This is a genomic window from Orenia metallireducens, from assembly GCF_001693735.1.
Classification (GTDB): domain Bacteria; phylum Bacillota; class Halanaerobiia; order Halobacteroidales; family Halobacteroidaceae; genus Orenia; species Orenia metallireducens.
Map to the genome: position 1 here is coordinate 113,516 of NZ_LWDV01000010.1, position 14,947 is coordinate 128,462.

Consider the following 14,947-nt stretch of genomic DNA (forward strand, 5'->3'; position numbering starts at 1 on the left):
TTATCCTCTCCTAATAGCTACAATTGTAATCCACTGCTCTTTTTGAATGATCTCTTTGACTTCAAAATTATAATTTTTCAATTCATCCTTTATCATATCCGCTTTCTCTTCAATAATTCCTGATAAGATTGAAATACTTCCTAGCTTTGCAACTTTAGGTAAATCAGGAATCAGTCTTTTAATTACATGGGGCAAGATATTGGCAATAACTAAATCATACTTTCCATCAACAATATCTAACAAATCACCCTGAGCAAAATCAATTTGATCTAAGACCTGATTCAATTTAGCATTCTCTTTAGCTACTTTGACAGCTACTGGATCGATATCAAGGGCAAAGTTACTCTTAGCGCCTAGCTTAGTAGCAGCAATCGATAGTATTCCTGTTCCAGTACCGATATCTAATACATCAAAATCAGGCTGAAGATACTTCTCTATCATCTCTAAGCAACCACTAGTAGTCCCATGATAACCTGTACCAAAGGCTAGACCTGGGTCTAGTTCTATGATAATTTCCTCTGCTTGCTTCTGATACTCTTCCCAAGTAGGCTTAATCACAATCTTGTCAGTTACTTTGATAGGTTTAATATCCTTCTTCCACTTATTGACCCAATCCTCTTGCTCTAGTTCTTTAATTATTATCTCTCCACTACCAATATTTAAGTCATAGTCAACTAACTTTGCTACTCTATCCCGTAAAGAGCTTATCTTCTCCTTGGTCAACTCTTCATCTTCAAAATACCCTTTCATAATTACTTCTTCTTGTTTGAAGTCCTCTTTACTGATTCCTACAGCACCTAGCTCCCCTAAGATATTTTCAATTGCTGAAAAGCCTTCATAATTGGTTGTAATAATTACCTCTTTTAATTTCATTTATAGTTTCCCACCTTTTTAGTCAAGTCCAAAAGCATCCTTTATCTTCTGTAAGAATCCTTTATGTTCTGGATTTATCTCTTCACCACTGATCTCTGCAAACTCCTTAAGTAAATTCTTCTGCTTATCATCTAACTTCTTAGGAATGACGACTTTAACCTTGATATGTTGATCTCCCCGTCCACTACCCCTTAAATATGGGATACCTTTATTCTTCAATCTAAAGGTAGTAGCAGGTTGAGTCCCTTCTGGAATAGTAAATTTAACCTTTCCATCTAAAGTAGGAACTTGAATCTCATCACCTAGAGTAGCTTGAACGAAACTGATTGGCACTTCACATAAAACATCATTTCCTCTACGCTTAAAGATTTTGTGGCGCTTAACATTGATAACAACCTGTAAATCTCCTGCTGGACCACCATTTACTCCAGCTTCTCCTTCACCACGTATTCTTAGAGTAACTCCATCATCAACTCCTGCTGGAATATCTATAGAGACCTTTCTTCTCTTCTTAACTTTACCATTACCATGACAATCTGGACAAGGATCTTTAATAAACTTACCAGTACCACTACAACGATCACAAGTACTAGTCTGTACCATCTGACCAAAAGGAGTATTCTGTTTAAATTGAAGCTCACCACTTCCACCACATTTAGCACAAGTCTCTACATCACTACTTGATTTAGCCCCTTTACCACCACAAGTCTCACAATCCTCTGTTCGAGGAATAGTAATCTCCTTTTTAGTACCAAAGGCTGCTTCTTCAAATTCAACTGTAATGTTTACTCTTAAATCTGATCCTTTACGTGGAGCATTTCTATTTCTTGATCTTCCCCCTCCACCAAAGAACATATCAAAGATATCATCAAAGCCACCAAAACCACCTTGATTAAAGCCTCCAAAGCCACCTTGACCAAATCCGCCATCTCCACCGACTCCAGCATGACCAAATTGATCATATCTAGCCCTTTTTTCCTCATCACTTAGCACTTCATAGGCTTCTGCAATCTCTTTAAATTTTTCTTCAGCATTCTCCTCTTTACTTACATCAGGATGATACTTTCTAGATAACTTCCGATAAGCCCGCTTAATCTCCTGTTTACTCGCACCTTTATCTACGCCTAATATCTCATAATAATCTCTTTTAGCCAATTCAATCACTGCCTTTCTAATTCATTTTACAATATATCGTTAAGTAAAAATTTCAAAACTAATTAAAACAATTTTTTTGCCACAGATATTCTATATAAAATAACCATAAACTTACTGTAGTCTATTATTACTTAAACTATCTACTTAAATTATTATACAATAAGTCTAGGAAGAAATAAAATTTCAAATGAAATAATCATTAATCTCTATTCATAAAAACAGAGTCAAAACCAAATTAGCTTGGCTTTGACTCTCTTTACTCTATATTAATTGATTCTCTTTATTCATCAACATCTTCAAAATCAACATCTACTACATCATCATCAGCTTCTGCTTGCTGTGCACCAGCGCCTCCTGCTGCTTGTTGAGCTTGCTCAGCTTGTTGATACATTTGAGTTGTCAACTCATGAAGCTTTTGAGTTAATGCCTCTTGTTTAGCTTTAATACTATCAACATCTACTTTATCTGGGTCGATATTATGCATATCAATACCTTCTAAGACTTTCTTCAATTCATCCTTCTTACTTTCAATTTCACTTAATACTGAAGCATCAGCTTGCTCTTTAGCTTCTTCTATAGTCTTTTCAACTTGATGTACTAAACTATCTGCACCAGTTACTGTTTCTATAGCTTCTTTCTTCTTCTTATCCTCTTCAGCATGGCTTTCTGCATCTTTAACCATTCTTTCAATCTCTTCTTCTGATAAACCAGTATCAGATTTGATTGTAATCTGTTGCTCATTACCTGTTCCTTTATCTTTAGCAGATACATGAACTATACCATTAGCATCGATCTTAAAAGTTACTTCAATTTGAGGTACTCCTCTTGGTGCTGGTGGTATATCAGTTAATTGGAACCTACCTAAAGTCTTGTTATCCTTAGCCATCTGTCTCTCACCTTGTAAGACGTGAATATCAACGGCAGGTTGATTGTCTGCTGCAGTTGAGAAGACTTGGCTCTTTTCAGTTGGAATAGTAGTATTTCTATCGATAAGCTTAGTAAATACTCCACCCATTGTTTCAATACCTAAAGATAATGGAGTAACATCTAATAATACAACATCACTAACTTCATCATTTAATACTCCACCTTGAATAGCTGCACCCATTGCTACACATTCATCAGGATTGATACCTTTATTTGGAGTCTTACCTATCTCTTTTTCAATCGCTTGTTGTACTGCTGGAATTCTAGTAGAACCACCTACTAACAATACCTCATCAATATCAGATTTACTCAATCCAGCATCGTCTAAAGCTTGACGTACAGCTTTTAAAGTTCTATCTACTAAATCAGAACTCATTTTCTCAAATTGAGAACGAGTAATATCTACATCCAAATGCTGTGGTCCTTCTGCAGTTTGAGTAATAAATGGTAGATTTACATTAGTAGTTGCTACTCCAGAAAGCTCAATTTTAGCCTTTTCAGCAGCATCTTTTAATCTTTGTAATGACATCTTGTCTTTACGTAAATCAATACCATGCTCTTTTTCAAACTGTTCAGCTAAATAATTGATAATCTTTTCATCAAAATCATCTCCACCTAATTGGTTATCACCACTAGTAGCAATAACCTCTACTACTCCATCACCAAGCTCTAAGATAGAGACATCAAAAGTACCCCCGCCTAAGTCATAAACCAAAACAGTCTGCTCTTTATCATCATTGATTCCATATGCTAAAGCAGCAGCAGTTGGCTCATTGATAATTCTTTCAACTTCTAGTCCTGCAATCTTACCTGCATCTTTAGTTGCTTGGCGTTGTGCATCACTAAAGTAAGCTGGAACTGTAATAACAGCACCCTTAACCTCTTGACCTAAGTAATCCTCTGCATATCCCTTTAATTCTTGTAGAATCATCGCAGATATCTCCTGAGGAGTTCTATCCTTTCCGTCTAACTCAACCTTATAATCTTCACCCATATGTCTTTTGATAGAGATTACTGTTTGGTTTGGATTGGTAATAGCTTGTCGTTTAGCTGGCTCCCCTATCAAACGTTCACCTTTTTTAGAAAATCCAACTACTGAAGGTGTTGTTCTAGACCCTTGTTTATTAGGAATTACTGTAGCCTCTCCACCTTCAATAACTGCTACACAAGAGTTTGTAGTACCTAAATCAATACCAATAATTTTACCCATTTATATTCATCCTCCTTATTAATTTTCATTTTTCCTATTCTGATATTGCTACTTATGAAAAATGCTCCCTTTGGGTTCTAAAGAACCTTCGAGAGAGGAAAAATCCCTAAAGAAATTTTTCCTACTCTGCAACCTTAACCATTGCTGGTCTAATTACTAATTCATTAAAGATATACCCTTTTTGTAGTTCTTCTATAATTATTCCAGATTCATACTCTTCACTTTCCTCTTTCATTACTGCATTATGTAAATTAGGGTCAAACTCTTCACCAACTGTCACTATTGCTTCTACTCCTGTTTTAGTTAACAGATTATTTAATTGGCGATAAATCATCTCCACACCCTTTAAGACTCCACCACCCTCATCATCAGTTGCAGAGGTAGCCAATGCTCTTTCAAAGTTATCAATTATAGGTAATAGCTCTACTATAAAATCTTTTGTAGCCTGTTCAGCTAAGCTACTTTTTTCTTTGATGACTCTCTTTCTATAATTAGAAAATTCAGCCTGCAACCTCTGTAAGCGATCTATGTACTTCTCCTTCTCTTCCTTCTCTTGAGCCAACTCTTCTTCTAGTTCAGAAAATTGTTGATCTGTTTCAGAGGCCTCTTCATTATCAAGCACTTCTTTTATATCTTCAGATACCTCTTCAATCTTATCCTGGTTTGTCTCAGTCTCTTTCTCTTCTGATAAATTCTTCTCTTCCTCAACCATTCAATTCACCTACTCTTAGTCAATAGTTTATTTTTTATTACAAGGAAAACTATATCTATTTTAAAATAGATATAGTTTTCTTCAATATATCTACTTTATGCAAACTATGGTTTAGCTAAAAATTCACTTAAAGTATCAGCCATAAATTTAACTGTCCCAATTACATTAGAATATTCCATCCTAGTTGGACCTATTACGCCAATCTTTCCAACTGGACGCCCCCCTAAATTATAGGTAGCTACTACAAAACTACAGTCCCTAATCTCTTTAAAGGAGTTTTCACTACCTATCATGATTTCAACACCTGCTTTATTATTGAAATCACCCATAATATCATATAAGAGTTGTTTTTGCTCTAATAATTTCAGCACACTCTTAATCTTGTTGATATCATTAAATTCAGGCTGTTCTAATATATGAGCAGTACCCCCTAAATATATTTTACCATTTTCGGGGATATTATAACTAGAAATTTCTTCATTTATAAAATATAAGTTACTAAGTGGTACTGAAATTCTATTTACTAATTCTCTATTAATCATCTCTAGAACTTCTTTATCTATCTTATTTAATGCTAAACCAGAAAGTCTTTCATTTAAAAAACGGGAAATCATTTCAAGGTCATGAGTAGATATTGATTCAGGAATATCGACTATTTTGTTTTTGATTAATCCCGTATCTGTCACCAAGACCATTAAAACTTTCCTCTCAGCTATGGAAACTAACTGTAAATGTTGGAAGATACTCTCTTCCAGCTGTGGACTTAAGACTAAAGCTGTATAATTAGTCAAATCAGATAACATCTGCGAAGTCTGTTGAATAAGATCTTGAATTCCTACTTGTTTAGAGATAATATCCTGCTTAATAGAACCAACTATCTTTTTAGATACTTTCTTTAACTCCATTAAGTCATCTACATAAAATCTATATCCTTTATCTGTAGGAATTCTTCCTGCTGATCTATGGGGTTGCTCTAAATAATTAGCTTCCTCTAAATCAGCCATCTCATTTCTGATGGTCGCAGGGCTAACTCCAAAGTCGTACCTCCGAGCCAAAGTCCTAGAACCAACAGGCTCTGCAGTCATAATATATTCATTTACGATGGCCTTTAATATCTCCTTCTTCCTTTCTGTCATCTCCACTGGCAACCACCACCTTTCTTCAATTAGCACTCGATGTCGTTGAGTGCTAATAAGATGCTATAAATAAAATATCATTATTAATCTGATTTGTCAAATATATTTATTTTAGATTATCTGTAATTAGAACTATTATGCTCTTTTATTCACGAGCATTCTTACCTATCTAAGGTTAAAAATAATGGTTTTATTTTGAAATATGGATGTCATACTTTAAAATTTAATTCAAAGATAAAACTATTTTAGTATATTATGGTGCTTTTCACTTTAAGAAAGTAAATAAAATTTTAGGTTCCGCCTAAGGGCGCCTTACTTTTGGCATTGCCCAAAAAGTAAGCTAAAAGTCTAAAAAAAATATACCTACGAGTTTTAAAAAACAAAAACTCTTCGTGGCATAACCAGCCCACTCACTACGCAATCAAAATAATAGATATTATCAATTGTTAAATTCTCTGATTAAGACTTCATTATACTCTAAATTCTATCTCAATCCTTGCTTCGTTCAAACACTAATTATTTTCAACTTAAAAACCTTTTAATTATAAATTCAAAAGTGTCTCATTATCATTCTTTTAAGTCAATATAAACTCAGCCAATACCTGATTAGCTAATAATATTCCTTGCCAGGTCAAAGCTATTCTATCATTAGCAATTATAATTAACTTCTGCTGTGAGAATTTATTAAGCTCATCATTATAAATATCATAGATAGAAGCTCCAAATCTATCTTTAAATTCTTTCAGACCAATCCCTTTTATCAATCTCAATCCTAGCATCATCGTCTCTTCAATCTCATCCTCTTTAGTTAAGCTCTGATAATCCTCTACAGGTAGTCTGCCTTCTTCTATACTTAGACAATATTCCTCTAAAGAAGAATAATTATACCCGCGTCCAACTCCATCATAAAAATGAGCCCCTGCTCCTAGGCTTAAATAAGTTTCATTCTTCCAATAGACCTGATTATGTTCACTCTCATAGCCTCTGTGGGCAAAGTTTGATATTTCATACTGCTGATATCCTTTACTTTCAAGTAAATTTTTAGTGAAGTTATACATCTCTAAATCTAATTCTTCACTAATAGGATTTAATTCACCTTTATTTAACATCTGATAAAAAGGGGTATCTTCCTCAATTTTGAGATTATAGGTGGATAAATGATTTGGCTTAAGCTTACAGGCTTGTAATAAGGTCTTCTGCCAATCCTCTAAGCTCTGCTCTGGTAAAGCAAAGATTAAATCAAGGCTAATATTATTAAAACCCACCTCTTTAGCTAGATAATAATTGTTTATCGCCTCTTGTGCTGTATGAATCCTCCCAATCTTCTCTAACATCTTATCATTAAAACTCTGTACCCCAAAACTCAATCTATTGACTCCTGCCTTCTTGATTAATGTCAGCTTCTCCTTGTCTACTGTACCAGGATTAGCCTCTATCGTTATCTCTATATCTTCTTTTATATCAAAGTTCTGATAGCACTTATCTAGTATCTTAGCTATCTGAGCACCTTCCAGAATTGTAGGAGTTCCTCCACCTATAAAAATACTCTTAATCTGTGGAGAATATTTTTCAGCCAATAGCTCTATCTCTTTATGTAGAGCAAATAAATACCTCTCTTTGAGAGCTTGATTGACAGCAAAGGAGTTAAAATTACAATAATAGCATTTACTGACACAAAAAGGGATATGAATATATAGTCCAAACTCTTTCATAAGCATCACCTTTGTCTATTTTATAATAATATTTAGGGCGAACACAAGGTTCGCCCCTACTTAAACTTATTCAATTCTTAATCGCCAATCTCTAAAACAGCCATAAAGGCATCTTGAGGAATCTCTACACTTCCTACTTGCTTCATCCTCTTCTTACCTTCCTTTTGCTTCTTTAATAGTTTCTTCTTACGGGAGACGTCTCCACCATAACACTTCTGTAATACATCCTTACGTCTAGCACTGATAGTCTGACGAGCAACAATCTTATGACCAATAGCAGCCTGGATTGGTACTTTAAACATCTGTTGTGGAATAAACTCTTTTAACTTCTTAGTCAACTCTTTTCCAACCTCATAAGCAAAATCACGGTGCACAATGCAGGATAATGCATCAACAGGTTCTTCATTAACAAGGATATTTAACTTGACTAAATCAGCCTCCTGATAACCATTAAATTCATAATCGAAGGTCGCATAACCTCTAGTTCTAGATTTCAATTTATCAAAAAAGTCTAATACAATCTCACTTAAAGGAATATCATAGGTCAATCTTACCCTAACCTCATCTAAATATTCCATATTCTTAAATTGACCCCGTTTGCCTTGGCAGAGCTCCATAGCTGCTCCTACATGTTCATCAGGCAATAGAATCTTAGCTTCTACTACTGGCTCCTCGATCTTATCAATCTGCTGAGCATCGGGCATATTTGCAGGGTTCTCTATTTGAAGAACTTCTCCATTGGTCTTGTAGACATTATAGATTACACTAGGTGCAGTAGTAATTAAGTCTAATCTATACTCTCTTTCTAATCGTTCCTGCATAATTTCCATATGTAAAAGTCCTAGGAAACCACAGCGATAACCAAATCCTAAAGCCTCAGAAGTCTCTGGTTCAAAGGTCAAAGATGCATCATTTAATTGCAACTTCTCTAAAGCATCCCTCAGTACATCATAATCTTTACCATCTACTGGATACATACCACAAAAGACCATCGGTTTAGCAGGTTGATATCCTGATAACGGCTTGTCAGTTGGATTCTCTGCATCGGTAATTGTATCTCCTACCTGTGCATTTTTAACATTCTTAATACTTGCTGCCATATATCCTACCTCTCCAGCACTTATCTCTTTAGATGGCTTCATCTTAGGGCTAAAGGTTCCTACCTCATCAACTTCAAAGACCTTCTTAGTAGCCATCATCTTAACCTTCATTCCCTTTTTAATCTTACCATCTATTACCCTATAGTAACAGATAACCCCTCGGTATGGGTCATATAAAGAGTCAAAGATTAATGCCTTTAGAGGCTTGTCTTTATCTCCAGATGGTGGGGGTACCTGCTTTACTACTCTTTCTAATAAATCTTCAATTCCTATTCCTTCTTTAGCACTGGTCAAGATAGCATCATCAGGGTCTAATCCAATATCAATCAACTCTTCCTTTACTCTATCTGGATTGGCACTTGGTAGATCTATCTTGTTGATTACAGGAATAATCTCCAAATCATTCTCTAAAGCTATATAAATATTAGCTAAAGTCTGAGCCTCTACACCTTGAGCAGCATCAATAACAAGTAGTGCACCTTCACATGCAGCCAAGCTACGTGAAACTTCATAAGAAAAGTCCACATGCCCTGGAGTATCTATTAAATTTAAGGTATATTCATTACCATCTTTTGCTTGATAAGCCATTCTAACCGCTTGAGCTTTAATAGTAATTCCCCGTTCTCGCTCCAAATCCATTGTATCTAATAACTGTTCTTCCATCTCCCGTTCTGAGATTGTCCCAGTAAACTCCAATAATCTATCAGCTAATGTTGATTTACCATGGTCAATATGAGCAATAATACAAAAGTTACGAATATTATTCTGATTAATCTTAGCCATTAAGAACCTCCTCTTTCATGTACATTATCTTTCCTAATTATAACACCCATTATTGTATTAATCAAGATAGTAAGGAGTAGCTAGACTCCTTCATTGATTAAACTAGCCAATACATTAGCTAATAGTTGAGATGACCTTTTAGCCTCTTCTAAAGTATTCTTAGCTCCACCAATTTCTAATAACAGAGCATGGGGATGAACATGCTGATTATAACGTCTATTACTTATTAGCTTAACATCTCTTAATAACCCTGGATACATCTCATTCATCTTCTTACCTAACCTTTTAGCGAATTTAACATTCTGTTGCCAATTAGGATGGGGTAATCCATATTCATTATTTGTCACTATAATCATAATTCTAGCAACCTTCTCACCATCAATAGTTGTTGTAATTAAATCCTTACTCCCTCGCCCAATGGCATCACGGTGAATATCAAATATCATCTTTAATTTAGGATTTTCATCTACTATTCCCTGAGCAGTCTTGAAAGAATTGATATAGGAACTTCCATAGGTTTTGTCATTAACATGTCTAGAATGGGCTACTAATATCCCATATTTCTCCTTTAGGGTCTTGGTCAATTCATCTCCAATTAGTACTATATCACCCCTATCTCCAGCTGCTGCTCTAGCATTATATCCTTTATTATCATAATTTTCTGCAGTATGAGTATGATAAATACCAACCAAAGCTTCATTAGAGAATGTGGTATCTTTTTTAGGGAATAAAGTTTTTTGGCTATCATTTTCTTCAGCTATTCTCTCTATTACTTCTCTTTCTTCAACTTGCTTGGAAGGCTCTGTCTGCCAAAATTCTAACTCTATCTTTACCCTTTCTTCATTATCATGAGTACCTTCTGCTCTTAACTTCTCTTCAACAGATTGGTTCTGCTTCTTCCTAGTTCTAACTCTATTCATAGCCGAAGCAACCCGCACATCATCTTTCAATTTAAAGAAAGATGGTGGTAAATCTGTTGTAAAACTACAAGTTAACTTGATAAAAGGATTCATTCCTTGAGAATAGGCTAACATTTCTTGATTTTCTACCCTAACAATTGGTAGTCCCTTTCTTAAAACAAGTTTAGAATGAAAGTCATCAAGATAAAGAAAATTAACTAGGTAATAGATAAGTTTATTAGTAGAAAAAATATTACCTAAAGAGATTTTATCTATTATGCTATACTTATGAACTACTAAACCACTAAAGACTAAGAATAGGATTAGATATAGAAGAATAATACCTGTTATAAATCTATGTTGATCCTTGAACATGATCATCACATCCTAATTTAAGGAAATTTCGTAATTATTTATTAATTATCTTAATTAACACCACTTTACAAGTTTGACTATGCAATCTTGTCATCTTGTAGAAAAGAGTTAATAGCTTTATGAATCTTAGAATAAATTTTGCTACTTTCGAGTGAAGATACGAAACTATCAAAAATTAATTCCTTAGTAAGTCTATCAGCTATAGTTCTTTTTATTACTTGAGGACTTTTAAATTTATATTGCTCAAATTTTAGGTCTATAAATGGTAGTACTGAAACAAAAGTATAAGTAATGGCGAGTAAATTAACATACCTTTCTATAGCTTTTTTATTTCTTACCATATAGTTGCCAAAAGACCAGAAAAATTTATGCTGATAAAAGATAACTTCTATATTCCATCTAATATTATAAGCACAAAGTGGTACTTGCTTAAAATCAGTATTATCATATTTGGTTTTTTCGACATCGTGATTTTTAAAAATATTAATCTCATCTGGAGTAATAGTACAAATAAATAACCTTGTAGAAGAAAATTTATCAATATCTTTAGTTGTAACTGTAATATATACTGGAACTTTAAAGAGTCTAGTCATCACCTTTCGAGTAGAAATGAAATATTTATTAGCCTTTTCATAAGAAAAGGCATGAATATCTAATTTGTCACCTCTAAGTCTAGGTCTACCACGCTTTCCATTATGTTTAGGTGGCAAATCAAAAATTGCAGTATCTTTTCTTACTGCACCTATTAAATCTAAGTTATCGTAAGAACTAACAGTATTAAGAACAGAACCTTTAGTGTACCAACTGTCACATAAAAGGATAACTTGGTATGATTCCAACAAATTCATTACAGTATCTATTAATTTTGAGGCTAATTCAAGTTTACTCTTACTTTTATCATAGAGTTTATAGCCTATTGGCAAACTTAAATATCTAATTTGCCCCTTATGTTTTAAAGGAATATTAATAACTAGAGATACAAAACAATGTCCTTTTAGATAAGAACTTCCTGTTCTACTGGTATGGTCGAAAATCCTATAATAACAGTCAAATTTATTACCATACTTTGCTTGTAAAGTATCATCTATACTTAGGAATATTGTTGTATCCCGTTGGGATACATTAATTAAGTTAAGTACTATTCGTAAAGTACAAAGCATTAACTTTTCTATAGAGAAATTAGTATAAGATAAAAAGTAGTAAAAAGAATTTAAAGCCTTATTGCTATACTTACTAATGAAATTATCATATAAAAAATTTATAGATCTTATTTCTTCCATAGAAATTATAGCCAATACTAGCCAATGAAATATTTGAAAACTTGGTTTTGTGAAAATAGAACGATATTTTAATAAATATTGTTTTAATGTTTGGTTTATTGAATTATTGGGAATATTAATCATAGTCAGGCACCTCCTAGGTGTATTTTTCTCTGATATGATTATTATTCCTAGGATTAAGGTGTCTGATTTTGTTATTTTTAGGTAACTTGTTTATCTAATTTCTTGTAAAGTGGTGTTAATTAATATAATAAGAATATAATTGCTTTATTCTATATTTATAATTATATAAAATTATAAACTAATAATCTCTTAATTTTATCTAAGTAATTTATATAAAGATTTATGTACTAAGTATAAAATTTATTACATTAAAACCATATTTATTCTTAATTTTTTAATATTAATTGATTTTAAATCAATTAAGGTAATATCGACTATAAATATTTTATTAGTAATTAATTAAAGATTATTACTAAATACAATAATAATGTTACGTCAATGTATAAAATCAATAAGAAAGCTCTAATCTTTATTTAAAGATTAGAGCAACTATCCAAAGAATCTATTGTAGATATAATGAGACATCTTCCGCCTTAATATCTGGATGTAACGCTACATTAATACCTCCAGCTATCACCTTACTTGTATCTCTAATTAATTGATCTATTCCTTTAGGAGCAACAATTAAATCTCCCATAAAGGGTTGTAATATATTCTGTATTATCTGTTGATAATCATTCCCTTGCTGTAATGTCGTCTTCAACTGTGGTGGTATATTTGGTTGACTCATTAATTGATTAATTGTATCATTGACGATATTAACAGAGTTGATAACAGTTGGTACTCCCATAGCTATTACAGGAACACCCATATCCTGTTGGGTAATTCCTATTCTACGCTTTCCTAATCCAGAACCTGGATAGATTCCAGTATCACTGATTTGAATTGTAGAAGCTAGACGACTACTCTCCTTTGCAGCCAAAGCATCGATTGCAACAATCAAATCAGGATGTACCCGATCAACAACCCCACGAATTATCTCTGCTGTTTCAATCCCTGTTAATCCTAAAACTCCTGGTGCTAAGGCACAAACTGATCTCATACCCTGCTTGGCATCTGCTGGAGAAGAGTCATAAAGGTGTCTAGTAACTAAAATGTGGTGAACCACTTGCGGACCTAAAGCATCAGGAGTGGCATTCCAGTTTCCTAATCCAATTACCAAGATAGTAGGCTCTTGGTTTGGACTCTTTTTTAAAGCATTATAATCTATTAATCTATTGATCTCTTCAGCTAATATACCACTTAAATACTCATGGGTTGGCTTATCAGCTACTCTAAGAGACTCTGATTCGATGGTAATATAATTCCCTGGTGCTTTTCCTATTCTTTGACCAGCCATTTCATTCATAACTTGGATTCTAGTAACTTTAGCATTCTCTTTCTGCTCTTCTTGTAAAGCTACTCCTTCTATCTCTCCACCAGTTCTCTCTACCACCATATTCCTAGCTTCAACAGCCAAATCAGTTAAAGCAGATAATTGACTTAATTGCTCTATCATTTTAATATCCTCCCCTAAGCATAATTATCTCAACTCTGTTGGTACAAAAGAATCTACTATACCAATAATTAAAGCAGCTAATAAGGCACCTATAAATGTAACTCTCATTCCCGCTAATATTGATTGAGCTAAATAAATTACGAGTGCTGCTGAAATAAAACCTGTCAATCCTCTTGCTTGTGGTGATAGTCCTTCTCCAAATAAGTTTTCAACTACATATCCTAAGAAAGCAATTACAATTGAAGCAATTAAAGCATTGACAAACCCGTTGATTTCTACATTTGGTAATAAGAAATCTACTCCCAATAAAACAAATGCTGAAACAATAAACCTTACTACTGCTCCTAACCATCCTATCATCTTATATATTGCCCCTTTCCTTATTTAATTAGCATTTATTTGACCCTTATACCGTCCTTAACACCATGAATTTTACCTTATAAATAACTACAAGAATTTAAATAAATGGGTCAATATTTATAATAACCTAATTATTGTTCTATATACATTGATAGAATAATTTAGTTATTTAATTAATCTAGCAAATATTGATATAGTTATCCAATCTTAAAGATAAATTATATAGGGATATTGTAATACTTTTACTTTAGAAAGTAAACAACCGTTCTTAGGTTGCAGCCCAAGACTACTTATTACAGGGCGCACCTAAGGGTGCCTTACTTTTGCACCCAAAAACTGTAAACCGATATGAAAGTGCCGCATTATCTATTTGTTCTATCAATTCCTCTACCAATAGAATATATCACCTATTTAAGAGTGAATAAATAGTAAAATCTTCTCTGATTATTATCAATAAAATCAAAGTATTTTAATCTTCGTCTTGCGTTTTAAAGAATAATGTGATAAAATTCTTTTGTTAATGCTCAGTAAACTATATTTATATCTCTATATAGAATAAGAAATAGTTTTAGAAGGAGGTGACCGTAGTGGCAAATTCTAAATCAGCTCAAAAGAGAATTAGAATCATCGAAAAGAAGACTGCTATCAACAAAGTAAGAAAATCTAAAATGAAGACTGCTATCAGAAGATTTGAAGAAGCAGTTGCAGCTGGAGATGTAACATTAGCTCAAGAAAAATTAAATCATGCTAAAAAAGTTATCGATAAAACTGCTGCGAAAGGTACTATTCATAAGAATAATGCTGCTCGTAAAAAGTCTAAATTGGACAAAAAATTTAATGAGTTAACTGCATAATTATACTTAT

The 14,947-nt window shown here is 33.4% G+C and carries 12 protein-coding genes; 1 reads left to right on the forward strand and 11 read right to left on the reverse strand.

What is annotated here, in order from left to right; translation table 11 throughout:
• The 11 genes from prmA to U472_RS12770 form a co-directional block, all read right to left on the reverse strand.
• Nucleotides 1-873 (reverse strand): 50S ribosomal protein L11 methyltransferase, encoded by an 873-nt coding sequence (gene prmA / locus U472_RS12720; protein ID WP_068719117.1) that lies wholly within the window; start codon nt 871-873, stop codon nt 1-3.
• 18 nt (nt 874-891) lie between these two features.
• Nucleotides 892-2,028 carry a molecular chaperone DnaJ gene (gene dnaJ / locus U472_RS12725; protein ID WP_068719119.1) on the reverse strand — a complete coding sequence of 379 codons (1,137 nt, stop codon included), beginning with the start codon at nt 2,026-2,028 and terminating at the stop codon, nt 892-894.
• A 280-nt stretch (nt 2,029-2,308) separates the two neighbouring features.
• Entirely contained in the window at nt 2,309-4,165 is a 1,857-nt protein-coding gene (gene dnaK / locus U472_RS12730; RefSeq protein ID WP_068719121.1) for a molecular chaperone DnaK, read from the reverse strand.
• A 121-nt stretch (nt 4,166-4,286) separates the two neighbouring features.
• Complete coding sequence (gene grpE / locus U472_RS12735; RefSeq protein ID WP_068719123.1) at nt 4,287-4,877, reverse strand: nucleotide exchange factor GrpE; 591 nt, start codon at nt 4,875-4,877, stop codon at nt 4,287-4,289.
• Nucleotides 4,878-4,981: 104 nt separating this feature from the next.
• Nucleotides 4,982-6,013, reverse strand: a complete 1,032-nt coding sequence (gene hrcA, locus U472_RS12740; RefSeq protein WP_068719783.1) for a heat-inducible transcriptional repressor HrcA — start codon at nt 6,011-6,013, stop codon at nt 4,982-4,984.
• A 575-nt stretch (nt 6,014-6,588) separates the two neighbouring features.
• Complete coding sequence (gene hemW, locus U472_RS12745) at nt 6,589-7,725, reverse strand: radical SAM family heme chaperone HemW (protein ID WP_068719125.1); 1,137 nt, start codon at nt 7,723-7,725, stop codon at nt 6,589-6,591.
• A gap of 77 nt (nt 7,726-7,802) precedes the next feature.
• On the reverse strand, nt 7,803-9,608 hold the full coding sequence (lepA, locus tag U472_RS12750) for a translation elongation factor 4 (protein ID WP_068719127.1): 1,806 nt from the start codon (nt 9,606-9,608) through the stop codon (nt 7,803-7,805).
• Between the two features lie 80 nt (nt 9,609-9,688).
• Nucleotides 9,689-10,882 carry a stage II sporulation protein P gene (spoIIP, locus tag U472_RS12755; protein ID WP_068719132.1) on the reverse strand — a complete coding sequence of 398 codons (1,194 nt, stop codon included), beginning with the start codon at nt 10,880-10,882 and terminating at the stop codon, nt 9,689-9,691.
• A 77-nt stretch (nt 10,883-10,959) separates the two neighbouring features.
• Nucleotides 10,960-12,285, reverse strand: coding sequence for an IS701 family transposase (locus U472_RS12760; RefSeq protein WP_068716305.1), 1,326 nt, complete (start codon nt 12,283-12,285; stop codon nt 10,960-10,962).
• A 442-nt stretch (nt 12,286-12,727) separates the two neighbouring features.
• Entirely contained in the window at nt 12,728-13,723 is a 996-nt protein-coding gene (gpr, locus tag U472_RS12765) for a GPR endopeptidase (RefSeq protein WP_176714175.1), read from the reverse strand.
• A 24-nt stretch (nt 13,724-13,747) separates the two neighbouring features.
• Nucleotides 13,748-14,083 carry a phage holin family protein gene (locus tag U472_RS12770; RefSeq protein ID WP_068719136.1) on the reverse strand — a complete coding sequence of 112 codons (336 nt, stop codon included), beginning with the start codon at nt 14,081-14,083 and terminating at the stop codon, nt 13,748-13,750.
• Between the two features lie 587 nt (nt 14,084-14,670).
• Here U472_RS12770 and rpsT point away from each other — a divergent pair.
• Nucleotides 14,671-14,937 carry a 30S ribosomal protein S20 gene (gene rpsT, locus U472_RS12775; protein ID WP_068719138.1) on the forward strand — a complete coding sequence of 89 codons (267 nt, stop codon included), beginning with the start codon at nt 14,671-14,673 and terminating at the stop codon, nt 14,935-14,937.
• Nucleotides 14,938-14,947: the final 10 nt, after the last annotated feature.

Bases quoted from the DNA above. Each gene is read 5' to 3' on its own strand.
- hrcA (WP_068719783.1), bottom strand. From the start codon at position 6,013: ATGACAGAAAGGAAGAAGGAGATATTAAAGGCCATCGTAAATGAATAT.
- gpr (WP_176714175.1), bottom strand. From the start codon at position 13,723: ATGATAGAGCAATTAAGTCAATTATCTGCTTTAACTGATTTGGCTGTT.
- spoIIP (WP_068719132.1), bottom strand. From the start codon at position 10,882: ATGTTCAAGGATCAACATAGATTTATAACAGGTATTATTCTTCTATAT.
- hemW (WP_068719125.1), bottom strand. From the start codon at position 7,725: ATGAAAGAGTTTGGACTATATATTCATATCCCTTTTTGTGTCAGTAAA.
- prmA (WP_068719117.1), bottom strand. From the start codon at position 873: ATGAAATTAAAAGAGGTAATTATTACAACCAATTATGAAGGCTTTTCA.
- U472_RS12760 (WP_068716305.1), bottom strand. From the start codon at position 12,285: ATGATTAATATTCCCAATAATTCAATAAACCAAACATTAAAACAATAT.
- U472_RS12770 (WP_068719136.1), bottom strand. From the start codon at position 14,083: ATGATAGGATGGTTAGGAGCAGTAGTAAGGTTTATTGTTTCAGCATTT.
- dnaK (WP_068719121.1), bottom strand. From the start codon at position 4,165: ATGGGTAAAATTATTGGTATTGATTTAGGTACTACAAACTCTTGTGTA.
- grpE (WP_068719123.1), bottom strand. From the start codon at position 4,877: ATGGTTGAGGAAGAGAAGAATTTATCAGAAGAGAAAGAGACTGAGACA.
- lepA (WP_068719127.1), bottom strand. From the start codon at position 9,608: ATGGCTAAGATTAATCAGAATAATATTCGTAACTTTTGTATTATTGCT.